The organism is Bacillus sp. m3-13, assembly GCF_000175075.1.
In the GTDB taxonomy this organism is placed as follows: Bacteria; Bacillota; Bacilli; order Bacillales; family Bacillaceae_I; genus Sutcliffiella_A; species Sutcliffiella_A horikoshii_C.
Genome location: NZ_ACPC01000020.1, coordinates 285,571 through 311,748, shown reverse-complemented (window position 1 = coordinate 311,748; position 26,178 = coordinate 285,571). Strand labels below are relative to the sequence as shown.

At 38.4% G+C, this 26,178-nt stretch carries 19 protein-coding genes and 2 pseudogenes; 17 read left to right on the top strand and 4 right to left on the bottom strand.

The genetic code is table 11. The features are described from left to right. Nucleotides 1-41: 41 nt before the first annotated feature. From M313_RS26445 to M313_RS26440, 3 genes and pseudogenes are all read left to right on the top strand, one after another. Nucleotides 42-143 (top strand): annotated as a pseudogene (locus M313_RS26445) (AAA family ATPase); the annotation flags it as partial. Continuing rightward, nucleotides 140-343 carry a hypothetical protein gene (locus M313_RS0115305; protein ID WP_010197285.1) on the top strand — a complete coding sequence of 68 codons (204 nt, stop codon included), beginning with the start codon at nucleotides 140-142 and terminating at the stop codon, nucleotides 341-343. The pseudogene M313_RS26445 and the gene M313_RS0115305, both read left to right, overlap by 4 nt. A 142-nt stretch (nucleotides 344-485) precedes the next feature. After that, nucleotides 486-701: pseudogene (locus M313_RS26440) on the top strand (DapH/DapD/GlmU-related protein); the annotation flags it as partial. 143 nt (nucleotides 702-844) lie between these two features. On the opposite strand, the gene M313_RS0115295 reads toward M313_RS26440, so the two are convergent. Next, nucleotides 845-2,131: an InlB B-repeat-containing protein gene (locus M313_RS0115295; protein WP_010197281.1), complete on the bottom strand. Its 1,287-nt coding sequence runs from the start codon at nucleotides 2,129-2,131 to the stop codon at nucleotides 845-847. Next, nucleotides 2,125-2,763 carry a tetratricopeptide repeat protein gene (locus M313_RS0115290; protein ID WP_010197276.1) on the bottom strand — a complete coding sequence of 213 codons (639 nt, stop codon included), beginning with the start codon at nucleotides 2,761-2,763 and terminating at the stop codon, nucleotides 2,125-2,127. Before M313_RS0115290 ends, M313_RS0115295 begins: the two co-directional genes overlap by 7 nt. A gap of 231 nt (nucleotides 2,764-2,994) precedes the next feature. On the opposite strand from M313_RS0115290, the gene M313_RS24675 reads away from it, so the two are divergent. After that, complete coding sequence (locus M313_RS24675; protein WP_234946577.1) at nucleotides 2,995-4,833, top strand: cell wall-binding repeat-containing protein; 1,839 nt, start codon at nucleotides 2,995-2,997, stop codon at nucleotides 4,831-4,833. Nucleotides 4,834-4,887: 54 nt separating this feature from the next. Here the strand turns inward: M313_RS24675 and M313_RS0115280 are convergent, their stop codons facing one another. Beyond that, the gene (locus M313_RS0115280) at nucleotides 4,888-5,253 is read right to left on the bottom strand and encodes a hypothetical protein (protein WP_010197272.1); all 366 of its coding nucleotides are present in this window, start codon (nucleotides 5,251-5,253) and stop codon (nucleotides 4,888-4,890) included. A 272-nt stretch (nucleotides 5,254-5,525) separates the two neighbouring features. On the opposite strand from M313_RS0115280, the gene M313_RS24670 reads away from it, so the two are divergent. Continuing rightward, nucleotides 5,526-7,805: a cell wall-binding repeat-containing protein gene (locus M313_RS24670; protein WP_010197270.1), complete on the top strand. Its 2,280-nt coding sequence runs from the start codon at nucleotides 5,526-5,528 to the stop codon at nucleotides 7,803-7,805. Nucleotides 7,806-7,938: 133 nt separating this feature from the next. Then, on the top strand, nucleotides 7,939-9,276 hold the full coding sequence (locus tag M313_RS0115270) for a cell wall-binding repeat-containing protein (RefSeq protein WP_010197268.1): 1,338 nt from the start codon (nucleotides 7,939-7,941) through the stop codon (nucleotides 9,274-9,276). Here the strand turns inward: M313_RS0115270 and M313_RS0115265 are convergent. Further along, complete coding sequence (locus tag M313_RS0115265) at nucleotides 9,187-10,047, bottom strand: PIG-L deacetylase family protein (RefSeq protein WP_029326549.1); 861 nt, start codon at nucleotides 10,045-10,047, stop codon at nucleotides 9,187-9,189. The genes M313_RS0115270 and M313_RS0115265 overlap by 90 nt on opposite strands. A 79-nt stretch (nucleotides 10,048-10,126) precedes the next feature. Between M313_RS0115265 and M313_RS0115260 the strand changes: the two genes are divergently transcribed. The 11 genes from M313_RS0115260 to M313_RS0115210 all read left to right on the top strand — a co-directional run bounded on the left by M313_RS0115260 (nucleotide 10,127) and on the right by M313_RS0115210 (nucleotide 26,175). Continuing rightward, nucleotides 10,127-11,239 (top strand): heparan-alpha-glucosaminide N-acetyltransferase domain-containing protein, encoded by a 1,113-nt coding sequence (locus M313_RS0115260; protein WP_010197262.1) that lies wholly within the window; start codon nucleotides 10,127-10,129, stop codon nucleotides 11,237-11,239. A gap of 96 nt (nucleotides 11,240-11,335) precedes the next feature. Then, nucleotides 11,336-11,734: a cell wall-binding repeat-containing protein gene (locus M313_RS0115255; RefSeq protein ID WP_010197260.1), complete on the top strand. Its 399-nt coding sequence runs from the start codon at nucleotides 11,336-11,338 to the stop codon at nucleotides 11,732-11,734. Between the two features lie 74 nt (nucleotides 11,735-11,808). Next, a complete protein-coding gene (locus M313_RS0115250; RefSeq protein WP_157182481.1) occupies nucleotides 11,809-12,075 on the top strand; it encodes a cell wall-binding repeat-containing protein in 267 nt (88 codons plus the stop codon). A gap of 207 nt (nucleotides 12,076-12,282) precedes the next feature. Further along, the gene (locus M313_RS0115245; protein ID WP_010197254.1) at nucleotides 12,283-16,836 is read left to right on the top strand and encodes a cell wall-binding repeat-containing protein; all 4,554 of its coding nucleotides are present in this window, start codon (nucleotides 12,283-12,285) and stop codon (nucleotides 16,834-16,836) included. 271 nt (nucleotides 16,837-17,107) lie between these two features. Beyond that, nucleotides 17,108-17,884 (top strand): N-acetylmuramoyl-L-alanine amidase family protein, encoded by a 777-nt coding sequence (locus M313_RS0115240; RefSeq protein WP_010197251.1) that lies wholly within the window; start codon nucleotides 17,108-17,110, stop codon nucleotides 17,882-17,884. Beyond that, entirely contained in the window at nucleotides 17,877-19,202 is a 1,326-nt protein-coding gene (locus tag M313_RS23745) for a cell wall-binding repeat-containing protein (protein ID WP_010197250.1), read from the top strand. The genes M313_RS0115240 and M313_RS23745 overlap by 8 nt, the downstream gene beginning before the upstream one ends. A gap of 57 nt (nucleotides 19,203-19,259) precedes the next feature. Beyond that, nucleotides 19,260-19,997: a hypothetical protein gene (locus M313_RS0115230; RefSeq protein ID WP_010197249.1), complete on the top strand. Its 738-nt coding sequence runs from the start codon at nucleotides 19,260-19,262 to the stop codon at nucleotides 19,995-19,997. 27 nt (nucleotides 19,998-20,024) lie between these two features. Beyond that, the gene (locus tag M313_RS24665; RefSeq protein WP_010197247.1) at nucleotides 20,025-22,325 is read left to right on the top strand and encodes a SpoIID/LytB domain-containing protein; all 2,301 of its coding nucleotides are present in this window, start codon (nucleotides 20,025-20,027) and stop codon (nucleotides 22,323-22,325) included. A gap of 161 nt (nucleotides 22,326-22,486) precedes the next feature. Continuing rightward, a complete protein-coding gene (locus M313_RS0115220; RefSeq protein WP_010197244.1) occupies nucleotides 22,487-23,917 on the top strand; it encodes an oligosaccharide flippase family protein in 1,431 nt (476 codons plus the stop codon). Between the two features lie 18 nt (nucleotides 23,918-23,935). Beyond that, the gene (locus M313_RS0115215) at nucleotides 23,936-25,048 is read left to right on the top strand and encodes a glycosyltransferase (RefSeq protein WP_010197241.1); all 1,113 of its coding nucleotides are present in this window, start codon (nucleotides 23,936-23,938) and stop codon (nucleotides 25,046-25,048) included. Beyond that, complete coding sequence (locus tag M313_RS0115210) at nucleotides 25,048-26,175, top strand: glycosyltransferase (protein WP_010197238.1); 1,128 nt, start codon at nucleotides 25,048-25,050, stop codon at nucleotides 26,173-26,175. Before M313_RS0115215 ends, M313_RS0115210 begins: the two co-directional genes overlap by 1 nt. Nucleotides 26,176-26,178: the final 3 nt, after the last annotated feature.

Here is a 26,178-nt window from a genome sequence, read left to right as displayed (position 1 = left end):
TTTATTATCAATAAGAGCTTTAGAATGGCCAAGCTCAAGTAGCAGATGCCATTCTTGATCGAATTATTCATGATTCATATCACATTATGGTAGATGGAGAAATTTCAATGCGGGAACGTCATGGATTGGTAGGCTCATCATGATTCCTATAGAAGTGGAGAACCGTATCGCCAAGCATTTCTTTCATCACTTTCTTCCAGAAGAGGTAATGGAGGAAATAATAGACCTCCTTTTGCCCCTCTATTTAGAACTTAATGAAGATGACATGTTAGATGCAGATGAGCTTGTCAGACAAGCTGTGCTAATTATAGAATCTCGGTTAGAAGGAAAGAGTTTCAAGTAACTATACGGCCATCGAAGCAACTGAAATCGATGGCTTTTTTATATATTTGTAAGTATTGGCTCCCTGTCTTGCATTAAGTGGCTCTATCTTCCGCAATTGGTGGCTCCAAACTCCGCACTGCTGGCTTTTTCTTACCGCAATACTCAGGAATGACGTTTGGATTGGAACTAACGTCACAATTGTAAAAGGAGTTACTATTCATGATGGGGCTGTGATAGCAGCAGGATCTGTTGTAACTAAAGATGTAAAACCTTATGAGATAGTTGGAGGAGTACCAGCGAAACATATTAAATTCCGTTTTAAGGATCATGTAATTAAGCGCTTACGAGAAATTGCAACTATAAATTGGTTTCAATAAAAAATAGGAAAATACTGGAGGGGTAATAAGTTACTATGTGATGAAAATAGAACTTAAATTTATATACCTAAAATAAAACCTCACTTTGAAAGTGAGGTTTTTAACAGTCTATTCTTTATTAAAGCTTGTGTGCTTTGCTCTTCTTATTCATCGTGATTTTGTGTATCCTTAAACACAGCCACAACCGACATATTTCTAGTCAATGTAATACTTATAGAAGGAGATGTGCTAGTAGAGTCGCCTTCCCAACCTACAAACTCCCATCCAGGTGCTGCCGAAGCTGTTAGTGTAATGACAGTTCCCTCTACAAATGTTGATCCGGAGAGGTTTTTTGAGATACTTCCATCTCCTGAAGTAGATGTAGAAATAGAATAATTGGTCGGTGTCGTTTGTTTTTTTGTAAAAATAGCACGGACAGATTTGTTTTCGTTCATAGTTATTGATACAGTGCTCGAACTACCACTTGCACTACCTTCCCAACGGACAAATTCCCACCCATCATAGGGTGTTGCTGTCAGTGTAACGGTTGTACCTTCCTTAATGGAGGATCCGCCTCCATTGTGATTGACACTTCCACCTTCGTTTACTGAGGTGCTTAGTGTGTAAGTCGTAGGTGTCTGTACAGGTGGTGGAGCTGTAGGAGGAGCCGGTGTTGGTGAAGAAACCTCTTCTTCTACCTTTCTGAAAACAGCAGTCAGTTCTTTATCTGAATCCATTTTAACAGTGATGGATTCTGTGTAAGTATTAACGCTACCTTCCCAACGTGCAAATTCCCACCCATCTGCAGGGCTTGCTGTTAGTGTTACATTTTCAGAAGGTGCAAACGTATCGCTTAGAGAACTTCTAATGATCTCTCCTTCACCTTCTCTATTTATAGTTAATTCATAATCCTCTTCTTCTTCAAAAATAGCTGTAACATCAAGGTTTTCAATAATGGTGAGGTTTAATGGATTTATAGTGTCGGTAATATCACCTTCCCATCCAATGAACTTCCAACCTGGTTCAGGAACAGCTTCAATCGTAATTTCATCGCCTTCATCATAGACATCTTTTGCTGGGGAAATAGTTGCTTGGCCTTGGCCAACTACGTTGAAATTGACTACATGACCTTCCCCGTCTATTAATACTTTCATATGTTGTTCAAGACCTTGGTACTCAACTGTAATTGTTTCAAGTCCTACTTTATTTGCAGTAAAGCTATTAGAAGCACCATTATTTGAAGTAAGAGTTCCAAGATCTTTTTTTATCTTCCAGGTTGGATTTAGTATCATTTCGTTCCCATCTGCATCCAAACCGGTGATTTCTAAACCTAATTCCTGCCCAATTGCTAAGCTATCGAAATCTTCAACAATAAAGTCAATAGATTCTACTACTTGTTCCGAAACCTGTATTTCTATCTCTTTAGTGATGGTTCCAGCTTCTGCTACCACTTTAACTTTCCCGTTTTTTTACCGGTAAATTCCATTCTATTTTTATTTGTTTGTTCTGTTAATGCACCAATTTCTTCTTCCTCTACACTCCATTCAGCAGGAAGTTCCACTTTGTTATCTTTCTCATCCGTCCAAACAAGAGCCAGGGTTCTTTTATGGTCAACTTGGACAAATTTTCTCTTAAGATCAATTGAGATATTACTAGTAATGGATTTTAAGCTCTCCGAAAGTTGACTATTTTTCGTTTGCTTCAAACCACTTTCCAGGACATTTACGGCTTCTAGTATCAATAAGTTGGAAACATAAATATTAGATAAACTGAGGTAAAAGGAAGCTTCTTTAGGTAACAACTTCGTTCCTTCTTGAAGTGTAGATGCAGCTTCTTCTATATTGCTTAAGAGAGCATAACATTGAGCAAGATTAATTCTAGCTTTTACATGATTTGGGTTTAGTTCCAAAACCTTTTTATACTCCTCAATACTTTTTTCTATTTCTTCTTCAGTCATGTATTTATTTGCTAGTTCAAATTGATTATTGATGTTACTTGCTTGTATAGTATTAAATGTTAAAAAGCCAATCATTCCGATAGCCACTACCCCTAAGAGAATAGTCAAGACATATTTTTTATCCATGAACACAAACCTTTCTACATTTCTTAGAATCTATTACCATTATATACAATTTAGTAGAATAGGAAAATATTAAAAGGCAAATAGATGAAATTTGTTGAAGAATGGAGAATAACTCATAAACAACCAATCTATTTTACTATTATGGTAATAATTAGTGTTTTTATCTATTAATCTTGTTATCATAGAAAAGGACGAATTGAAAATTAAGGGGGATATTAACTAGTGAAGAAAATGAAAGTGTTAGTAATGTTGGTGGTTTTTGCACTATTATTGCCACAATCCATTAGTGCGCAAGATAATACGGGGTGTAAACAACCATCTTCATTGATGGAGATTGACCGAATGTTAACAGAAGAGGCGATTAAACAGGGTGTACCTGCTGAAATAGTTAAAGCAATTGCATTTGTGGAATCAGAAGGCTGGGTTCACTGTGTAGGAGATAAAGCACTTATCTCAGATGATGGTGGAATTGGAATTATGCAGGTTACAGATTTTGAGGGTGAATATAAACTAAATCAGAAGAGATTAATAACCGACATTCAATATAATATTGAAAGTGGTGTTATGATTCTAAATGATAAGTTTGAGAGATTCAGTGGGAATGTAATACCAATGCTTAATGATGGAGACAACAGACATAAATACATTGAGAATTGGTATTTTGCAATCATGGCATACAATGGGATCGTTCCTAAGAATAGTCCATTCTATTTATCTGAGGAAAACAAAGATAAAAAAGGACAAAGAAACATGAACTCTTATCAGGATAAAGTACTAACAGCATTGGAAGAAGGGAACCCTGGTCTAAATTTAAATCGAACACTTGAACCAATTCAACCAGAAGATATTGAGTATGTAGAAGGAATAATTCGTTTCAAGAAAAAAAGTTACACTACATACGGTCCTCTTACACACACTGCTTATTTGTTTGGACCTAATGATTTAGTAAGAGTGGATGAACAAGTTGGCAGAAGGGCGCAACCAAGAACCGGTGAGGAAAAAAAGAATTTCTTTAAGCCGGGTGTTCTAACAATAGAAAGTTTTGTCAAGACCGATGAAACACCTAAAAAATATGAAGATCGCTCTTACAACCATTTTGGCTGGTACTTTGCATCCAACGGAGCAGTGGATAATGAATTAACAGGTTATGTCTCTACAATTAACTTAAAGCCTTTCGGGAAAAGAATTGCAGGAATAGATCGATATAAAACTGCTGCCAAGATTTCTGAAGAGGGATGGGGAAATAAGGCCAATACTGTTATTATCGCAGACGGAAGCAACTTTCCGGATGCACTATCTGGTGCACCATTAGCGTATAAGTTAGATGCACCAATCTTGCTTACTTCACATAAAAAGGCAGAGCTCAATGAATCTACCAAAGCAAAAATAAAAGAGCTAGGAGCAACAAAGGCTATTATTTTGGGTAGTGAAAGTGCCGTGTCTTCTAAAGTTCAAAGCACCATAAAGGAAATGGGGTTAACAGTTAAACGAATTGGAGGGAAAGATAGATATGAAACATCTGCCCTCATTGCAAAAGAACTAGGAGTTACTTCTCAAGCAGTTGTAGCTAGTGGCAGCAACTTTCCAGATGCTCTTGCCATTGCACCATATGCCGCCAAAAATGGCATCCCTATCTTGTTAACAAAGGGTGGAGAAAGCGAACCTTTAAATTCAGTTGTGGCTAATACCATTAACAACCATAAGGTTACTTCAACTATTGTAGTAGGTGGAGACAATGTGGTAAGTAAAAAAGCATTTAATGCCCTCCCTAAAGCTGATAGAATTGCAGGTAAGGATCGTTATGCTACATCTGTTGCTATCATTGAAGAACTTAACATGCCAACAGATATGCTTTATGTTGCAACAGGAAAGAGCTTTGCTGATGCATTGACTGGCTCTGTTTTAGCAGCAAAGGAAAATACAGCAATCTTACTAATTGGGAACACGCAAAACCAAGAGAGCATAGAAACTACAAATCTCATTGCTAAACACAACATTGATACTTTCTATGTACTAGGAGGAGACTCTGCAGTCAATAATGATGTTTTGAGTAGACTTATCCTTAAATAACACCACAATCCCCACTCCCTATAACGGAGTGGGGATTAACTTTCGTGCCATGCTTTATAATTGAAAAAGTGCAATAATCCATATAATGAAAGTTAAAAGTAATACCCCCCCAGTAATCACAGCAGCCTTTTTTGCAAGGGTTATGTCCTTCACATAATACAAAACAAAAAGTATTGGCACTAAAAACCATGGGACGGAGAGTAATAGAGCAAGCAAATAAAAGGTGAAGATGCCTTCTGTATGGGCAAATTTAATAATGTATGCCGGCAGTCCCAGTGCCACACTGGATAGGCAAGACACTATAATCATTTGTATCCAGTATGTTTCAAAGAAGACTGAGAAGTTTTCTCTTTCAAAAGCAATGTTTAACTTCGGCCGTTTCAGCTTAAGTGCAGGTAGAAATCGTTTTGTAAATTCCATTAGGAACCTCCCCTATATTCTTCTAATCTCATCTTATGTATATTTTTCTAGTAATATTCCTACTTTACTTTATTCCCCAATTGCTAGTTTTGTAACATTCATTTCACAACTTTTCTTTCACAAATAAACACAATCATTTACATTTTTAGTGGAAACACGACAATATCGGCAAATAATAGACAAATTACCTATTCATTCTCTTGTAATCTATTTGATAAAATTAATACTGTAATGAAATAATTGTAGTTTTACAACAAGGAGGAAAGTTTTTCGTGCAAAAAAGTATTATTGCCGTAAAGTTGTGTTTGTTACTTTTGCTGGTACTGGCTGTAGACAAAGGCCACGCAGAATGGAAGGCGGAGAATCATTCTGTTCATCCAAGCGGAAATGCTACAGTGTCGCTAGGGGAATATGAAGTATCGGTTTCTAATGGAGAGACTTCTACTGCAAGTGTTTATTTTGAAGGGAAATTGCTAGAAGAATTAGTGATGGATCTTGCTGAATTTTCCACAGTATCCACTTGGAATGTTAACAATAAAGGGTATGTGTTACTAGAAAATAAAAAACAAGGTACAGGCGGTTATATGCAATTCATCTTATTGGAACTGTCGGATGGTACTTCAAAGCAAGTATACTTATCAGAAGATTATAAGATGGGTTCTGTAAGTGTTGATACTGACAGAATAGAAGTAACCTATGCAGATGCGAATGAAAGTCTTATAGATAGTGTCACGCTACTAAAAGATACATATACGCAGTCTGAAGATGGTTCTCTAACTTTAGTAGAGAAAGGTGTAAAGCAAAAACTTACTAAAGAAACTGTTACAGAGGGTTATTCTTTTCAAGCTACTGGGGATAATCGTATTTTAGGTGAGAATCCTACGAACGCTGAATTGAATAGCATGTTAACGCAGGAAGCAATTATCGCAGGTGTTCCTCCAGAACTTGTAAAGGCGATTGCATGGCAAGAAAGTTCTTGGAGACAATTCCGTACAACAAATGATCCAAGTGGTCTTTGGAAAAAGGGAGATCCGGTGGTTTCCTTTGACGGTGGTATTGGTATTATGCAAATTACTGAGCCAAATATGACCGCTGAACGTGAACTTAGGTTAAAAGAAGATATTCGTTACAATATTCAAGAAGGCTTAAGGATATTAAAGGAAAAGTGGAACTACAGCAGCTGGGGGCGTATCCCGAAAATTAATGGGAATGACATGGCTGTAATAGAGGATTGGTACTTTGCGGTTATGGCTTATAATGGCATTTCACGTAGAAATGATCCGCAATATTATCCCGATAATACGTACCAAGATGTCATTTATCGTCATATCGAGCGCATGGCGCAGTTGACGGTTACAAAATTTCCAGAAACCCAATTAAGAAACGATATTTACTACAACGATGCAGGATCGCTTCTTTTTAGAAAAAATCATTATTATGTGAGTGGGCCTTTCACCATTTCCAAGCACTTTTTCTCAAAAAATGACCTTGTAAAAGCGACGGAAAGCGGAGTCAGGTTAAGAAAGTCTCCGGAGGGTTCGGAGATAAGAATGACTACAGCAGGTGAAACGCTGCAGATTGTTGGTCCTTATCAAGCAGGGAATAATAGCAGCAACCATTTTGTCTGGTACCCTGTGAAAGATATGAGTTCAAATGAAACGTATTTCATCGCGTCAAGTTATCTTGAAAACGTCCGTATTTCAGGACCTAATCGTTATGCGACAGCTGTAAGTATTTCTAAAGCTGGATGGGATAAAGCGGACACAGTTGTGCTCGCTCGTGGTGACAACTTCCCTGATGCATTGGCTGGAACTCCACTTGCATATAAGTTGAATGCACCTATTCTTCTGACTAAGAAAAATGAACTAACAGAAGAAACGAAAAACGAGTTGGTACGTTTGGGTGCAAAGAATGTTGTTATCCTCGGAGGAACAGGGGCTGTTTCTAATACAGTCTCAACAAATGTCCGTAATATGGGGATGGAGGTAAAAAGAATTGCAGGGGCTAACCGTTTTGAAACGGCTAAATTGATTGCAAATGAAATGGGGACAAACTTTTCCACTGTTGTTGTAGCAAATGGTTATGGATTCCCTGATGCACTTGCTATCGCTCCATATGCAGCAAGAAACGGTATCCCGATTTTATTGACTGAAAAGACCTATATTCCAGGTGCTACAAAAACGATTCTTAACTCAGCGAGTAAAACTATTGTTGTTGGTGGTACTGCTGTTGTGAATAAAAATCTATTAAATGGAATGCCTAAAGCTACCAGGATTTCAGGAGCAACAAGGTATGAAACAGCTTATAAAATTGGCACACAGTTCGACTTTTCATCAAATGAAGGGTTGGCTGTAAGTGGGACAGACTTTCCAGATGCATTGACTGGATCAGTATTGGCTGCCAAAAGGAATGCGCCACTTCTACTTGTGAATCCAACATACTTACCAACGGAAACGCTGCAGTTGGCACGCGTTAGAGATTTTTCCCGTATATCTGTTTTGGGTGGTACTTCTGCTGTACGAACAGATACCGTTATTAATCTAGTTAAATAGTCTTGGCCAAAAAAGCGTCTATAATATTACATTATAGCGCTTTTTTGTTACTGAATTTTAATATTCGGACTATTTTACTAGTGTTATAATGAGTAAGGAATTATGTAATAATATGTAGATTTAGGGGGAAAAAATGAAGACTTCAGCATGGAAACGATACATAGTCGTTCTGGTTCTTGGTATGGTCGTTATTGTCACTTTGCCTTCCGTTAATTATGCAAACAGTTTTAATGTTGATAGAATCAATGGGGAAAATAGATATGAAACTGCAGTGGCGGTTTCTAAGAAAGGGTGGACAAGCTCTAATACGGTAATTATCGCAGCCGGAAATCAATTTCCTGATGCACTGACCGGTACACCGCTTGCCTATTCACTGAATGCACCTATCTTATTAACACAAAATAGTTCTCTTCCTAGTGAAACAAAGAATGAAATAACAAGACTAAAGGCTAAACATGTCATCATCCTTGGTGGCACAAGTGTAGTTACTGCAAATGTAGAAACTCAGTTAAAAAAGATTGGCATTACAAATATAGAAAGAATTAGCGGCACGGACAGATATTCAACATCTGTTAAAATTGCAGAGAAGTTAGCGGGCCAGACGGATACTGCAGTACTTGTTTATGGGAAAAATTTCCCTGATAGCTTAGCAATTGCTTCGCATGCAGCCAGAAAAGGCTATCCTATTTTGTTAACAAAGACAGACTCTTTGCCTTCTGCAACCAAAAAGGTACTCTCTAAATATAAAAATACAATTGTCGTTGGTGGAACAGGCGTAATTTCTGACAAGATTATGAAAGATGTACCAAATGCCAAAAGATACTCCGGAAAAGATCGGTATGACACTGTGTCGAAAGTAGTCAATGGTCTTAACGTTCAGTTTGGGGAAAATGTATATGTGGCAACAGGTCAAAGTTATGCAGATGCATTAACAGGTTCTGTCTTAGCTGCAAAGAAAGATTCATCCCTTGTATTGGTTCAAAAGGACAAGGTTCCTTCATCTGTTCAGACTGTTTTAAATTCTGTAAGCTCTTCTCAAGCTTCCATTATTGGTGGGACAAGTGCGGTTTCTTCGAATGTGGAAAATGTACTTGCTTTCAACACAGATGCCCTTGTGAACACTGCTAAACAGTACTTAGGTACTCCTTATCAATACGGCGGTACCACTCCATCAGGTTTTGATTGTAGTGGATACATTAAATTCGTGTTTGAGAAACATGGAATTAGTACACCTAGAACTACGCGGGACCTATATTCTGGTGGTAAATCGGTTTCCAAGCTAGAGGTTGGAGACATTGTATTTTTCAAAACAGACCCAAGCTACAATGGAGCTTCCCATGCAGGCATTTATATCGGGAATAACAAATTCATCCATGCCAAATCAGCTGGATCTAATGTTGGCGTGACAATTGATGAAATGTCCAATAGTTACTTTTACCCAAGATATCTTGGCGCTAAACGTTATCATTGAAAAAAACGGATGGAAAACAATTGTTTTCCATCCTGTTTTTTTATTGGTGTGTAATGGTACCGGCTTTCCATATTGTTTTTTTGCTGAAATAAAGTAATCTGGGACAGAAATTTTGCCTATGGAATAACTGCCGGAAGCAGGATCCCATTTTTCATAAGCTTCTAAAGCATCTTTCATGCGGGATTTTTGATCTTTGTTTATAAGTTTTATTTTGTTATCAAAAGGGAAATTTTCGTGTTCTTGGACAGGAAAATAGAATTTTCCATTATGCACTATTTCTTCATCTATTAAGTCTTGAAGTGCCTGTCCAGTGACAGAATGATCAGAGTGAGGATCTTTATCACTCATAACATGGTGTATGACTTTATCATCAAGTTTATCTTTGTGGAGAATGATATTTGATATATCATCTTTGTTTAGTTTTCCATCTGGCAGATCAAGGATTGTGACGTTGGATGCTTTCACACCAAGAACACTAACTGCCGTCTTAAATTCTGTTGCTCTTGCATCCCCAAACTCATCAACTGAGATTGGAGGTTGGCCTTCCAATTCCAACTGTTCGTTTACTGTATTGATGGCTTTGCTAGCTTTCCCTTTAGAAAGAAGTACAACATGTACTTCTTTGCTTGAAGATAAAGCATGAATGATAGCTGGTCCCAGACTAAGAACTTCATCATCTGGATGTGGGGAATAGAAAACGTCAACCTGATCATTCTTGGTGGCTGAACAGCCTGCTAGTATAAGTGTAAATAGAAGTATCATTTTTTTCATCTGTATTCCTTTCCTGTTCAACAAGTATGCTACAATCATTTTATCAAACTTTATAGATGAAAGTGTAGGAACAAAAATTATGGAAACTAATAATCATATCACGAAAAAAAGATATAGATCAATAGATGTTACTAGGGGGATTGTCGTCCTAGTATCAGTATTTGTCAGTGCCTTGCCTGGGGGAGCGGAATACGACTTTCTCCGTCATGCATATTGGTACGGTTTGACGATTACAGACCTTGTTTTTCCTGCTTTTCTAACTGTTTACGGTATCGGTTTAGCTATTGTATATCGGAAGGGTGTGAGGTGGAAAGACCTTTTAAGGAGAACTTTTTTACTGGTTCTATACGGACTTCTTTTTAACCTAATAGCTTCATGGAGTTTTGATTTATCTACTTTAAGGTTTACAGGTGTGTTGCAATTATTTGCGATTACTGGTCTTGGAGTGGTTGTTCTATCTTACTTGGCAAAGGGTTGGAAGAGCATGCTGGCATTAGGGATGGTTATTGCCACCGCCTATTTGTCGATTCTGGTGATTTCGAGCGTAGGATGTGAAGGAGGAGTGCCTCAGCGAGATTGTAATCCTTCAGGAGTGGTAGATGTGTTGGTGTTCGGTGAAAAACATATGTATGCACAAGGAGAGAAAGGATTTGATCCTGAGGGGATTTTGTCTATATTTAGTGCCTTGTCTAATGTAGCTTTTGGTTTTGCGGTGGGGCTGGTGTTAAATGGTAGAAAACAGATTCTTCAACGAGTTTTTGGTATCTCTATAGGACTCATATCGTTAGCATTTATTTTTAATAACTTTATAGAATTAAATAAGCGGTTATGGACGCCTTCTTTTGCGATCCTAGCAAGCGGATTGACCTTGCTACTTCTGGCGATTCTCTTTTACCTTATTGATACAAGAGAAAGGAAGCAAGGGAAGCTTACAGGAATCCCTCTTTGGTACTTAGAGGCATTTGGACGAAACAGCTTTTTAATTTATTTTGGGAAGATGCTTGTATTCCTGTTATTCGGGAAGATTGTTATTAATCTATTTGAAAGAGAAGGATCTCTGGCTTCATTATTGTTTGAGTTTTTAGAGGGAAGAGTGGCGTATCCGCATTTCTTCTACAGTGGCTTATTTATAGTGTTCTGGTCCGTCGTTGCGGTGGTCATGCATGCTAATAAGAAATATGTGAGAGTGTAGGTTCTGATGTAAAAAACGTGACTAAGGTTGCGTTCTTTTTTTGTATGCAAAATTGAGCGATTCTAGCAGGAGGCAGGGGTCGTATTGAATTAAGTTATGAACGGAACTACTCTGCTAGTTAACGATAACGACAAAGTTCTACAAAATGCAATAAATGAATTGAAGCGTCTTTTGAAGAAAGAAGGCAAAGTAATTATCCTTGGAGGAATAAAAGAAATTTCTTCCAATATGGTAAAAAACATAAAAAAATCCTTTAAAATAGATAGAATCTCTGGTGAAAATAGAACAAAAACTTCTATTGAAATAGCAAAAAAAGTGAAGAAAAATCAACAGGAAATTATAGTAGTATCAGGTTTAGACTTTGCTGATGCTTTAAGTATCGCCCCATACGCATCAAATACTACGACACCTATATTGCTTAATACCACCAAGATTACTCTGACAAAAGAATTGGATAATTATGTAATACTAAACAAAGTAAGAAAGTCACTGTAGTAGGTGGAAGGTAGGCGGTTACAGAAGATGCGGTAAATAAGTTGAAAGCTGCCGGGGTCAAAGATGTTTCTAGAGTGTCAGGTACTAATAGATACTTGACTTCAGTTGAAGTAGCCGAGAAGTTCTATCCAGAAAGTGTAGCTGTAGGAGTAGCAAGCGGCAAAATGTTCCCAGATGCATTGAGCGGAAGCAATTTTTCATCCAAGAACAATATGCCAATAGTATTAGTAAATGGGCAAGCGATGATAAATAATCTTACCGGATATTTAAAAGAAGCGAAGGTTGAGCATTATTACATCTATGGCGGGACAAAGTCAGTAAATGCAAATATAGTAAAATAGTTTTATAAAGGAGCCAATCTTTTACTAGAGGCTCCTTTTTCTATGCAACAAATAATATTCTAAATATTTAAAAGATAAACAATTGACTAAAAAGTAAACCCTCTGTAAAATTATAGTGTAATTTGAAATCTTATGTAGGAAGAAAGGAGGACTATCTTTTTACGTATCGTTTCATTTTTCAACAATATTTGGGGGAGGTTTTTGTTAGTGCAACTTCGTAAGTACTTTCTAGGTTTTGTGGCTTTCTTACTAGTGTTCTCCAACCTGCAATTTGCTGTTGGTGCTACATCGGTAACGAAAACACCTAATGGGATTGATCTAAAAGAAGTAAGACAAATGCTTGATGAAAGACAAAAGTTTGAGGAAGCCGCTGATGCAGCGAAGGCTGCTTTTTCAGCAACGGATAAAGTCCGTGTAATTGTTGAATTGGATGGAGAAGCACCAATTCAATATGCAACAAAGAAAAATGTTCTTTATAAAGACCTTGATGAGTCTACTAAAAAATCTTTGGTAGATACAGTTGAAAAACAGCAGGCTACTGTAAAATCTGCTATTTCTTCTAAAGGTTTATCTATGGAGTACAAGCAACAATTTACTACAGCCTTCAACGGCTTCAGTGGTGAAGTGATGTTTGGTGACATTAAGAAAATAGAAGCTTTAAATGGGGTAGCGAACGTATACTTAGCAAATGAGTATAATCGTCCAGAATTTGAACCAAACATGACTACTAGTCATGATTACATTCAATCCATGCAAGTTTGGGCTGATGCTCATTTCAAGGGAGAAGGTATGGTCGTTTCGGTAATTGACTCAGGAGTAGATCCTTCTCACAAAGATTTCGTGTTAAGTGATGACACGGAAGAATACTTAACGAAAGACCTAGTAGATGGCCTAGTAAACTCTGAAGGCCTTAAAGGGAAATTCTATACTGATAAAGTACCTTATGGCTATAACTACTATGACCAAAACTACGAAATTAAAGATGTAGGACCTGCTCCATCTGAGCACGGGATGCACGTCGCTGGTACCGTAGTTGCAAATGGAGAAATCATGGGTGTTGCACCTGAAGCGCAAGTATTAGGGATGAAAGTATTCTCAAATGATCCTTTATATCCTTCTACTTGGTCAGATATTTACCTTGCTGCAATCGATGATTCTATCAAACTAGGTGCAGATGTGCTGAACATGAGTTTAGGTTCTACTGCTTCTTTCTATGAAGCGGATAGTGCTGAAGATGTAGCAATTACACGTGCAGTAGAAAACGGAATCGTTTCTTCTGTATCTGCTGGTAACTCCGGTCATATCGGATACGGTTGGGATAATCCATTATTCCAGAATCCTGATATTGGAGTAGTTGGAGCGCCAGGTCTTAACAAAGATACTTTACAAGTAGCTGCTTCAGGTAACACAGCTTACTTATATCAACACTCTTTAACTATCGATGGAACAGACTTTGGAGGGGTTGGATACGGCATTGATAGCTGGGAAGACCTTGCAGAAGTGGAACTGTTTTTATTAGATGGACTTGGTCATCCTGAAGATTACCAAGGTGTGGACGTTACTGGCAAAGTAGTAGTGATGTCACGTGGAGAATTAACGTTCTTCGACAAAACTCAAAATGCTGCTGCAGCAGGAGCAGCAGGGGTTGTCGTTTACAACCATGATCCAGAAGCATTGTTCTATGAAGACCAAGGTGGTTGGGCTGTTCCGTTCATGAAGCTTAGCTATGAGGACGGACAAGCTATCGTAGAAGCTCTTGAAAATGGTAATACAGACGGAAACGTAGAGCAATTAAATCAGAAAGAAAGCCCGGAAATGGGTAGAATGACAGAGTTTACTTCTTGGGGTACTACTCCGAGCTTAGAGTTAAAGCCAGAAATAACAGCACCTGGTGGAAACATCTACTCTACATTAAATGACGATAAGTATGGTGTGAAAAGTGGTACTTCCATGGCTGCTCCTCACGTAGCTGGTGGTGCTGCACTAGTTCAACAATACTTGAAAACTGATGAGAGATTTACTGATCTGAACGCTGAAGAGCGTACGAGATTAGCAAAAGCTTTGATGATGAACACTGCTGACAGCATCGAAGATTTGTATGGTAATGACTATTCTCCTCGCCGACAAGGTGCAGGAATGATGCAACTTTTTGCAGCAGTAGATACACCTGCATATGTAGTAGAAAAGAATAGCGGTGAAGGTAAAGTAGAATTAAAAGCATTTGATTCCACTAAAGTAAGTTTCACTCTTTCTGCTACTAATATTGCAGATTACGAAGTTTCATACAAAGTTGATACTTCTGTTTTAACAGACTCTTTCTTAGAGCAAGAAAATGGGCCAACTCTAAATGCATTAACAACTGGTGCTTTAGAAGGTGCGAAAGTGACAGCTCCTAAAGAGCTTACATTAGCAGCTGGTGAAACGAAAGAATTCACTGTTTCCATTGACTTGGCAAATGCAAAAGTTCCTGGTTACACAGTGGATGGCACACCTAAAAGTATGGATCTTGTGAAAAATATTTTTGTAGAAGGTTTTGTAACACTTTCTCATGAATATGAAGCAGATCTTTCTGTTCCATTCTTAGGCTTCTATGGTGATTGGAGCGAGCCTTCTGTAATGGACGGTTTTAAAGTACTTGAAGAAGACAAGTATTATGAAGCAGGATTCCCGTCTGACGCAATTGACGGAGATGTATTCTTCATCGATCACTTGGAAGATAAAGAAGGGAACCTTTATTACGGTATCAGCCCTAATGGAGATGCTTGGAACGATGACATTAACTTCATTAATGCATACCTTCGTAATGCAAAAGAAGTACAATACAATGTACTTGACGAAAATGGGAAGCAGGTTCGTAGAATATTATCTACCAACTACGTAAGAAAGACTTATTATAATGCTGGAAACGGCTCATACTACTCATTGAATGCTGATCGTGCATGGGATGGTACGGTTAAGGGCAATGTAGTTGCAGACGGTAAATACTATTATGAAATCAACGCTCTAGTTGATGGTACAGATAAATGGCAATCCAAAAAGATTCCGGTTGTTGTTGATACTACTGCTCCAGCAGTGGAAATCACATCTTTCGATGAAGAGACTGGTGAGCTTGAGTGGACTGCTACTGACTCAGGAGTTGGAATTGATTTAATCCTTGTTTATGTCAATGGTGAAGCGATGGAACTTGCCGCTGATGCTACAAGCGTAACATTACCTACTTCTGATATTAATGACATTGAAGTTCTTGCAGTAGACAAAGTAATGAATATCGGTTTTGATACTTTCACTTTTGGTGACGGTACAGAGCCTGTAATATTTATGATGGATCCAGAACCATTTGGAGCATATGCAACAAATGAAGTTCCTGTGTCTGGTTATGTTACAGATGACGTTCGTGTTGAAAAAGTGATGGTAAATGGTAATGAAGTAGCTACGACTCTTGTAAATGAAGAGGGAGAAGACCGCTACAAATTCGAAACGACAGTAACATATGAAGAAGATGGATATTACGATGTTCTTATCACTGCCCTGGATGGCGCAGGTAATGAATTTGGAATTTCCAGAAAGGTTTTCGTTGACACAACAGTGCCAACTTTAACTGTAGATGTGCCGAAGTTTGTTGATATGGATGTAGAAGAAGTAACAGCTACTACTCTATTAGAAGACAACTTCAACTACGTTTCTCTTCACGTAGATGATAATCATGAATTTGAACAGCCTTTCACAAGTCCTGTGAAAATCATGGAGCCTGCTAGCGTGGAATATGATACTACACTAAGTCTAGAACCAGGAAACAACCACTTTGTCTTCACTTTAACAGACCTAGGTGGAAACACAGTAACGAAAGAAGTAACTGTTTACCGTAATGAAGTTGCAGAGCGTGTTGATCGCTTAAGAGGTGCAGATCGTTATGCTACTGCAGTAGAATTAAGTAAAGAAGGTTGGGAACAGTCGGATGTAGTAGTTATTGCACGTGGAGACAACTATGCAGATGCACTTGCTGGTGTACCGTTGGCTCATAAATACAATGCACCACTACTATTAACAAAGACTGCATCTCTACCAGATGCTACAAAAGCTGAGATTGAGAGATTAGGTGCGAAGAAAGTTTACATCCTTGGTGGAACTGCAGCTGTAAGCAAAGATGTAGAAGATACTTTCAAAGCGCATGGTCTGGAAGTGAAACGCCTATCCGGTTCTGATAGATGGTCTACTGCTGGAGCAATTGCTACAGAAGTTGCACCAAATGGAGCGAATGGAGTAGTTGTTGTTAATGGCAAGAACTTCCCAGATGCTTTATCTGTTGCTTCTTATGCAGCACAAAACGGCATGCCAATTCTATTAACGGATCAAAAAGAATTACCAAAACAAACTAATGCAGCATTAATCGCACTTAGCCCTAAACAAGCCATTGTTGTGGGTGGAACAGCTGCTGTTTCTGATAACGTATTGAAATCCCTACCAAATCCTAAGAGAATTGGAGGAAAAGATCGTTATGAAACTGCTGTAAATGTTGCAAAGCACTTTGGTTTAGATGCAAACCATTATTATGTTGCAACAGGCAAGCAGTTTGCCGATGCACTAGCTGGTGCGGCACTTGCTGCTAATGACCACACTGGTATTTTACTAGTTGGTACTAGCGTCTCTGGCCATGTTGAAGGTTTCGTAGCTTCTGAGGGAGTAGATACTTTAACTGTTATTGGTGGAGAAAATGCTGTATCTGCTACAGTGTTTGAGCACTTAGCAAAAATCGTAAAGTAATAGATTAATTGTATTAAAGCCGCTAGAGGGAAACCTCTGGCGGCTTTTTCTATTAGAATTTATCCATTTTATATATAGTAGATAGTACTCATTTTTACTGGGTAAAATTACCTTGATACGTGCGTCAAGACTAAGCTTAATAACTATTTTTAAAATTGGTTCAATTTGTAAAAGGAAAAAATGTAAAAAACGACACAATTCTGTAATATACGATGGTATAATATAGCAAGATTCGATAATTTTTTCATTCTTGGGAGGTTAAGTGTTAATTGTGAATTATTTTAAGATTTGTAGTTTGCTAGTGTTCCTATTTTTTATGGCACCGATTGTTTCTTTTGCAGAGAAGGTACTAGTTATTGATCCGGGGCATGGTGGGAAATTCTCCGGTACGTGTGGATTCTCAGGTAACCAAACTGGTTATTGTGAGAAACATGCTAATTTAGATGTAGCAATCCGTTTAAAAGAATTACTAAAGAACACAGACATCAAAGTTTATATGACACGTGAATCCAATAATAAAGATTTCGCTGCAACTTCAAAGGAAGACTTGATTCAAAGAATGGTAGTGGCAAATAATTTTGTTAAAGGCAACAATGATGAAAGTTTGTTTCTTTCGATTCACCATAACGCACATCCAACTTCTCAAGTGGCAAAAGGGTTTGAAACTTATTACTATGATTACAGTGCGATGAGTGAGTCGGAAAAGCAATATCCACCTGACCCAATACAGGTAGGATTAGCTGAAGAAAGTGGAAAGTTTGCTAGATTAGTACATAATTCAACCCTAGGTAAAATTAGACAGGTTGAAAAGGGATACATTGATAGAGGCGTTCACAACCACCAAGCATTTTTCGTTATCAGAAACGCGCAAATGCCATCTGTACTTGTTGAGCTTGGCTTCATGTCGAACAAGGAAGAAGAGAAGATAATCAAAACTTCTCAATTCCAGCAAAATGCTGCTCAAGGATTGGCTACAGCGGTCATCAATTACTTCAAAATTTATGAAGTGTATGATAAAGATCGCAATAAATTAGCTACTTTTGAATAAAAAAGAAGATGCACTGAACTATGCAAAAAAACAAACTAAATTTGTTGAAGTTTGGGACAAAGATAAGCAACAAACCATCTTCACAAGTGATAAATATAAAGTTTACGATAAGGTAAATGGTTTATTGCAAGAGTTCTATACAGAACAAGATGCCATTAATTTTGCAAAGAATCGAAAAGATTCAAGAGTTATTCAAGACAAAACCGGGTTCATCGTTTGGTCGAACTATATAACTTCTAAATATGAAGTATACAGTCAGGATAAGCTTATAGGAAACTATCTTGATTATGATTATGCACTAAGTAAGGCTAAGGCGAGCTCCAATTCCAAACTTACTGTTATCGGGACAGGCGAAGTGATTTGGACAAATATCAGCGGGGTTCCAGTCAGTCGTGTCGTAGATGTAGAGAGACTTTCTGGTACAGATAGATATTTGACTGCTATTGAGACATCAAAAAAAATCTATCCAAATGGTTTTGACGGAGCAAAAGAAGAAAAAACGGTCATCCTAGCAACTGGTAAAACATTTGCAGATGCCCTTTCTGCTGGGCCGCTAGCTTCAAAATACGGAAATGCTCCAATCTTACTTTCTAGGAATACAGAACTTAACGAAGAAGTATTCGCTGAAATTACTCGTCTGGGAGCAAATAAAGTGGTGATTATCGGAGGACATGGTGCGGTTCCCCAAAATGCGGAAACCACTCTCCGCGATAGCGGTTTAGAAGTAGAGCGTATTTCAGGTAAAGATCGCTATGAAACGAACAGAGCCATCCTATCTGAACTAGGTGATGTAAGTGGGGTGTTTTTAGCATCTGGTCAAGGATTTGCTGATGCTCTTGCGGCTGCACCGATTGCAGCTAAAAAGGGCTGGGGAATTCTCCTCACTGAACAAAGCTGGATTTCGCAACAAGCAATCCCTTATTTGGCAGGTAAAGAAGTTGTCATTGTTGGTGGAAATGCAGCGGTGTCAACTAAAGTAGAAGGTTCCATAACAGGTGCAAGTAAAATCTCCAGATTATCCGGAGCAAATAGATATGAAACATTGGCACAGCTATTGTGGCATTTTTCAAGTGACCTTACAGGTGAGACGGTTCTTGTATCAACAGGTCAAAACTTCCCTGATGCTTTAGTTTCTGCCCCATTAGCCATTCATAATGGTGCTCCACTAGTATTAGTAGGAGACAGCAGAAACAGAAATGTTGAGTCATTCCTTATGGCTTATACAAATAACGTTCGTGTAAATAAAGTAGAAGTTATCGGCGGAACAAGTGCGATAAATAATACTCAAATTTCTACTATTACTACAAAATTAAAATAACAAACAGAAGACTCGATAAGAATCATCTTATCGAGCTTCTTTTGAAAGGTGATTGTTTTGCAAAAGTCTTATCTATTAATTGTTTTAACTTGCTTATTATTGATTATTTCTGCTTGCTCCAAGACCGAAGAAAAAGAAATCGTAACAAACAATGAAACTAGCGAAGAAACGCAAGATAAAACTTCAGAAGATACCGGTTCTGCCGATACTAATGAGGAGGATACTACAGAAAAAGAAGAAAAGCCTAAAGAAGATTCTTCAACCGAAGAGGCAGAGGAAAGTGAAGCTCCCTCAGATCCTGGCTTAAAGGTTTATCAACCAAGCGTTGGCTGGGAAAAGAAATTCACCGATGGCGAGGACATTGTCGTTACAGAAAAAGTAATTGCAGTAAATGAAGAATATGTGCAGCTTGCTATGATGGTTGGTGGAAATCAGTCTATTCAGATCTATAAATGGACACCAACTGAAGTGGCTCTTGTTTATGAAGAGGTATCTGTGGATGATGCTTCTGTAAACATGCTAGATTCCTTCACACCAAATGAGAACCCGGAAGTGCTGCTTTCTGAAACAACAGCACATTGGGAAGTAGTAGAAAGCGGAGTCAAGCTAGATGTAGAATATGGTTCATTTGAGGATGTCTATGTCATTCAGAAAGTGACAGATGAAGTAGAAGATGCTGATACCATTTATACACGCTATTATGCTCCTGGCTATGGCTTAGTAAAAGAAACATATGAGGTAACAGGGGAGTATGGTTATTCCGGAAAATCCGAGCTTGAAGTTGTAGAAAAATAAGAAAAGAAACACAATGGGGGAAGAGAAATGAAAAAGTGGATTGTTTCATTGCTAGTGGCTTGTCTTGTATTCCTGCCGAGCCTCACACAAGTAGAGGCTTCATCTGCAGCTTCCATTCCAAATGAGGTTTCAGTGAAATTGAAGTACCATCTGAAAGAGAAAAAAGCAATTCCTTTCAATTTTAATGGAACGTATAAATTGGTAGGCAGTGGTTTTGAGCTTAAGCAAGATAGAAATTATGAAGTGAAATTAAATGGCAGTGTCATTGAACTCTATGAAAATAGCAAAAAAATTAAAAGTTTTAATCAAACGTTTGAAATAAAGCCTGTTAAGTACGGAAAAAGCAATTACATCCGCTTAAATGGACGTCCTTATCTAGGAAGCATTCGTTTCATGATTGAAAATAACTATCTGGTACCTGTTAATAAATTGCCGATGGAAGATTACCTTAAAGGCGTTTTGCCGAGTGAGATTTATCCTAGTTGGAATATTGAAGCTCTAAAGGCTCAAGCTGTTGCGGCAAGGACTTACGCTTTGAAACGAGTCCATCAAGTAATCACAGATGATGTTGGTTCACAACGTTATGACGGTTACATCTGGTGGGATGATACGAAGTTTGAGAATACTAATAGAGCTGTTAATGAAACAAAAGGACAAGTCCTAACATATAATGACCGTCTAATCGATGCAGTATTTAGCTCGAATAACGGTGGTTATATTGAAAGTAATAAAGGGGCATGGCCAGGTGGTAGTCAGTTAGACTATTTAACTGCAAAAGAAGATCCAAACGATCCAGCTTTTGATTGGAATCTTTCTCTAAGAGAGCAACAAATCGAACTGAAGGATCTTGACCTTAAAACCCCTCAAGACTGGTGGGCATCCACTCAAGAAATTGGATTGAAAAACCCGTTGAAATTTGCTAATACAAATGAGTCAAAAGTGTTAACGAACGTCAAGAATTATTTAAAAAAGGAAACTACTGATCTAAAAGATGCAACTATTAAAATTGTTTCAATCAAAGATGTGGCTGTTTCCAATACTACAACACCAGGTCAAAGAAGAACACATGGTAGCTATACTGTGGATTTTATGGTTCAACATAAAGATGGAAGCTTTGTAATGGAAACAAAGGAAGTTGACGGTGAAGAGCAAACAGAAATCAAGTTGCATTCTTACCAACAAGTGAACAGCCCAATCACTAACATGCGTTCCATCTTCGGAATAAATGATTTTAAAAGTCACTTTGTCACAACAATCTCGTTAAAAGATGGAGTCTATGACATTAAAGGTAAAGGCTGGGGCCATGGCGTAGGAATGAGTCAATACGGTGCCAAGGCAATGGCAGATCAAGGAGATTCCTATGTTGATATTCTTGGTTTCTACTATTCTGGAACTATTTTTGCCAATTATTTCATGGATCATATTAATAATAGTTTAAGAGGCTCTGATCGTTATGAAACAAGTACTGCAATTGCTGAGTACGGCTGGGACAAAGGCTTCCAAACGGTAGTTATCGGGCGCGGAGACAATCCCGTTGATGCGCTGACTGGAAGTGTGTTGGCGAAAAAGTATGATGCACCTCTATTATTAGTGAAAACAGACGAAATTCCAAGTTCAGTTAAAGAATTGTTATCAACACAAACCATTCACCAGATTTTTGTTCTAGGTGGACAAGCTGCTGTTTCTGATAAAACAGTAGCGGAATTAAGCAAATATGCTACACAGGTTACACGAATTAAAGGTAGTGACCGTTATGACACTTCAGTGGAAGTAGCAGGTCAAATTGATGCAAAAGGGGAAGTTATCATCACATCAGGTAGCTCTACTTCACCTGATGCACTATCTGTTGCATCTCATGCTGCTTTGAACCAAATTCCGATTCTCTTTACCAAGGTTGAGGAAGTATCGTCAAGTGTCGAAGAGTATTTGAGAAATAACAATGTGAAAAAGGTCACCATCATTGGTGGTAAAAGCGCAGTGTCGAATGAAGTAGAAGCGAAATTGTCCAGCCTTGTTGATGAAGTGAAGCGTGTCAGCGGGCCGGACCGTTACGCAACTAGTGTAGCCATTGTAAATGAGTACAATTTAGATCCACGTAACCTTTTCTTTGCACGCGGAGAGCAATTTATTGATGCTCTTCCAGGATCGGTTCTTGCAGCTAAAATGGAGGCGCCGCTTTTATTAACGAAAAAGGATTCATTGCCAGATGCTGTTTCTGGTTACATTAATACAAACATTCATTACGTTCCATCTGTACATTACTTGGGTGGAACAGGTGCAATTTCTGAAAGTACCAGAAGCGAAATTGAATTGAATATCTTGAAATAATTAGAAAAGCTGTCCTTATGCAGGGCAGCTTTTTGTGTACAACTTAAGTTAATAAATCCCCTATTAGTAAATATGACTCAAAGTTTTAGTTATCTCGACTTTTATGTATAATAAATGAGGTATGAATGGAATTGTATTGATGATGTGGAGGAACCATATTTATGCTATCAAAACATGCTTTTGCTTATTTTTTATCACATGGTGTACCGGCACTTGTCAGCTTTGCCAGTATCGCCATATTTACTAGATTATTAAGTCCTGAAGAATACGGGATGTATGCGCTGGTTTTTGCGGTTGCCGGAATGGTGAACGCTGTTCTTTTTGAATGGCTAAAGTTGAGTTTGCTTCGGTATTATCCTAAATATAAAGAAGATAGTCGCTTTTTAGAGACAATTAAATTATCCTTTTTAGCATTGATTGTCGCGACACTTGTTGTTGGAGTCATTACTATGTTCTTTTTCCAAGGAAAAGAGTTCTCACCGATTTTTATCTTTCTCACCCTATTGTTTTCATGGACGCAATCATGGAATAGTATTAATCTGACGCTCATGCGAGCTAAACTATCACCCAAATCTTATGGTATGTTAGCGTTCAGTCGTACAACATTAGGGTTGGTTCTTGGTACAGCTTTCATCTATGCCGGATTTGCAGAGATTGGTCTGCTATCGGGACTCATTCTGGCATTTTGGATTACTTTGTTGATGCCAACATTGAAGTATTGGAAGCTAGGTGTTAACCTAAAGGCTTTCCAATCGGATTACTTAAAACAATTTTTGAAATACGGAATGCCCTTAACGATTACGTTGTTGATGGGTGTGATTATTCATAACTCTGACCGCTTAATTATAAATTATTTGTTGGACACAAGTGCAACCGGTATTTATGCGGTAACCTATGACCTTTCAGAACAGACAATTTTCACTTTGATGATGATTATTAACCTGGCAGCATTCCCAATCGCTGTGAAAGTAATGGAGGAAAAAGGGGAGATCGCAGCATATGAGCAGGTTAGAAAAAACACGAGCCTAATATTTTTAATCGCATTACCTGCAGTTGCGGGGTTTGTACTTATTGCCACCAATATAGCTCACCTTTTCTTAGGTGAATCTTTCCGTGAAGATGCGCTTGTCCTAATGCCATATATCGCAATAGGAGCCTTGTTAAAAGGATTCAAGCTGTATAGCGTGGACATTATGTTTCATTTAAAACAAAAGACGGCTTTGCAAATATTCCCGGTCATTGTGGCAGCTGTGCTCAATGTAACTCTAAATTTTCTGTTGATTCCCAAATATGGAATAGAGGGAGCGGCAATGGCGACTGTGATTGCGTATGCCGCGGCCGTGGTGATGAGTTGGATTATTGTTCATATTCAAATTAACCCACTTCCATTCCCGGCTAAAGATTTCATCAATGTTGTTATGGCATCGATTGCGATGGGACTTGCTCTATGGCCGATGCAAGATAAAACAGGTGTCCTTTTCCTTATGGCTCAATTGGCAGTAGGAGGCATCACCTTTTTACTAGCTGCTGTAGTATTAAATATCATGAATGCACGAACTATATTAATGAAAAGATTGAAAAAAACTTTGTAAAGATTTGAGGGGTACACCATGGAAAAGAAAAGAATTGCCTTTATCTTGGCAAGCCTTGGCGGCGGCGGAGTGGAACGGATGACGCTAAATCTCGCAGAAGAATTTACAAAAAGAGGGTATGAAGTTGACCTTATAGTGGCGGATGCCAATGGGGAATACAAGGACCTTGTTCCAGCAAGTGTGAATCTGATTGATCTGAATAAGCCTAGATTGCTTTCTTGTATTCCAGACATTAAGAACTATATGATGGAAAAAAATCCAGATGCTTTTATATCTGCAAAAGATTATATAAATCTAACGGTCATCATGGCAAAATTGCTTGCAAGGTCCAGGACAAACTTAATTGTAAGTACCCGGGTAAATATAAGTCGTCAGTTAGAGGTGTTAAATTCCAGGTCGTTTAAACTTATAGCGCGTCTTGTAAAGCATTTCTACCGCTTTGCAGATCATATAGTTGGCGTTTCAAAGGGTGTAGCAGATGATCTTTATGACATTACAGGAATAGATAAGTCAAAGATACATGTAGTGTACAATCCCGTTGTGACAGAAGAATTACTCGCTAAAGCTCAGCAGGAGGTGGACCATCCTTGGTTTAAGGAAGATATCCCTGTTGCTGTTACGGTGGGAAGATTTGATAAGGCTAAAGATTATCCTACTTTGTTAAATGCAATGAGAGTCTTGCAAGATTCCAGAAAAGTACGATTGATTGTGGTGGGCGATGGACCGGAAAAAAATCATCTTTTATCACTTGTGGATCAATATAAACTGAAAGATGTGGTGGACTTTGTAGGCTTCCAATCCAACCCATATCCTTATATGAGAATGGCCGATTTATTCGTACTATCTTCTGCGTATGAAGGGTTTGGGAATGTGGTGGCAGAAGCACTTGCGGTGGGGACTCCTGTTGTATCCACAAATTGTCCAAGTGGACCAGGTGAAATCCTAGAAGGCGGAAAGTACGGTACATTGGTGAAGGTAGGAGACTATATCGCTTTAGCACGTGCGATGGATGCGACTATTAAGAGTCCGTTGCCAAAAGAAAAGCTGCTTGAACGATCGTTGTTCTTCACTATAAAAAATAGTGCGGACAGTTATGAAAAACTAATCTTGGATAAAAGGAAAACTAAGTGATGTATATTGCTTTGTTTATTCCGGTGCTAACCTTTGGCGGAGCTGAGAAAGTGGTCATCACTTTAGCAAACGGATTGGCAGAAAAGGGGCATAAAGTAGATCTCGTCCTCATCAAGCGCGAGGGTCAGCTGATAGAAACAGTTTCGGATAAGGTACAGTTAGTGCCTCTTGGCTCTAAGAAAACGTTTTTAAGTGTATGGAAGCTGCGAAAGTACTTGCAGGAAAATAAGCCGAACATTCTTATGTCAGGGCTTGATAACGCCAATATCGTATCAAGCCTTGCGATGAGGACTGCAAATGTGAAAACAAAGCATATCATTGCATTGCATACGAACTTGAAGCAGTCCTATTTGCGTCCAAGGACGAAACTGCACCGTTTTTATCCAGCAATGATGCGAAAGTTATTTCCCCGTGCCGATCATTTTGTAGCAGTCTCTAATTGTGTGGCAAAACAATCCGGTAACTTTTTGGGGTTGAATAATGATAGAATAGAAGTAATCTACAATCCTGTCATTAATAGTAAAATAAAGGAGAAATCGCTCGAAGCGGTAGAGAATCCATGGTTGAATGACCCTAACTATTTTACAATGGTGGCTGCAGGTAGGATATTTGAAGCAAAAGATTATCCTACTATGTTAAAGGCGTTTGCAAAGGTTCTCCCAAGCGCACCACATGCACGTTTAATTATCCTGGGAGACGGGAAGCAGACGATAAGAAGGGAGATGGAAAATATCATCTCCAAGGAAAAGATGGATCATGCGGTAGAACTCCGCGGATTTGTTCATAATCCTTATGCCTATATAAGCAAGGCATCTTTGTTTGTGTTAAGTTCTAGATGGGAAGGCTTCGGAAACGTACTTGTGGAGGCACTTTATTTAGATAAGCCGGTCATATCGACTGCATGTGAGTGTGGGCCTGAAGAAATTCTTCTAAAAGGGAAATTTGGTTCGCTTGTCCCTGTGGGGAAACCAGACGAGCTTGCTAAGGCAATGTTAGAACAGATACAAGTAAAGGGTTCAAGAGATAAAGAGGCACTCTCCCTGCATCTAATGCAAATGAAGGAGGAGTATGTTGTCTCCAAATATGAAGAGTTTTTAAAGCAGAGGGTAGAAGAAACGAAGGGTTAGGGT

Coding starts and splice junctions, on each gene's coding strand:
- M313_RS0115305 (WP_010197285.1), top strand. CDS start 140: ATGATTCCTATAGAAGTGGAGAACCGTATCGCCAAGCATTTCTTTCAT.
- M313_RS0115290 (WP_010197276.1), bottom strand. CDS start 2,763: ATGGATAAAAAATATGTCTTGACTATTCTCTTAGGGGTAGTGGCTATC.
- M313_RS24675 (WP_234946577.1), top strand. CDS start 2,995: ATGAAAGTGTTAGTAATGTTGGTGGTTTTTGCACTATTATTGCCACAA.
- M313_RS0115280 (WP_010197272.1), bottom strand. CDS start 5,253: ATGGAATTTACAAAACGATTTCTACCTGCACTTAAGCTGAAACGGCCG.
- M313_RS0115270 (WP_010197268.1), top strand. CDS start 7,939: ATGAAGACTTCAGCATGGAAACGATACATAGTCGTTCTGGTTCTTGGT.
- M313_RS0115265 (WP_029326549.1), bottom strand. CDS start 10,047: ATGAAAAAAATGATACTTCTATTTACACTTATACTAGCAGGCTGTTCA.
- M313_RS0115260 (WP_010197262.1), top strand. CDS start 10,127: ATGGAAACTAATAATCATATCACGAAAAAAAGATATAGATCAATAGAT.
- M313_RS0115255 (WP_010197260.1), top strand. CDS start 11,336: ATGAACGGAACTACTCTGCTAGTTAACGATAACGACAAAGTTCTACAA.
- M313_RS24665 (WP_010197247.1), top strand. CDS start 20,025: ATGAAAAAGTGGATTGTTTCATTGCTAGTGGCTTGTCTTGTATTCCTG.
- M313_RS0115220 (WP_010197244.1), top strand. CDS start 22,487: ATGCTATCAAAACATGCTTTTGCTTATTTTTTATCACATGGTGTACCG.
- M313_RS0115215 (WP_010197241.1), top strand. CDS start 23,936: ATGGAAAAGAAAAGAATTGCCTTTATCTTGGCAAGCCTTGGCGGCGGC.
- M313_RS0115210 (WP_010197238.1), top strand. CDS start 25,048: ATGTATATTGCTTTGTTTATTCCGGTGCTAACCTTTGGCGGAGCTGAG.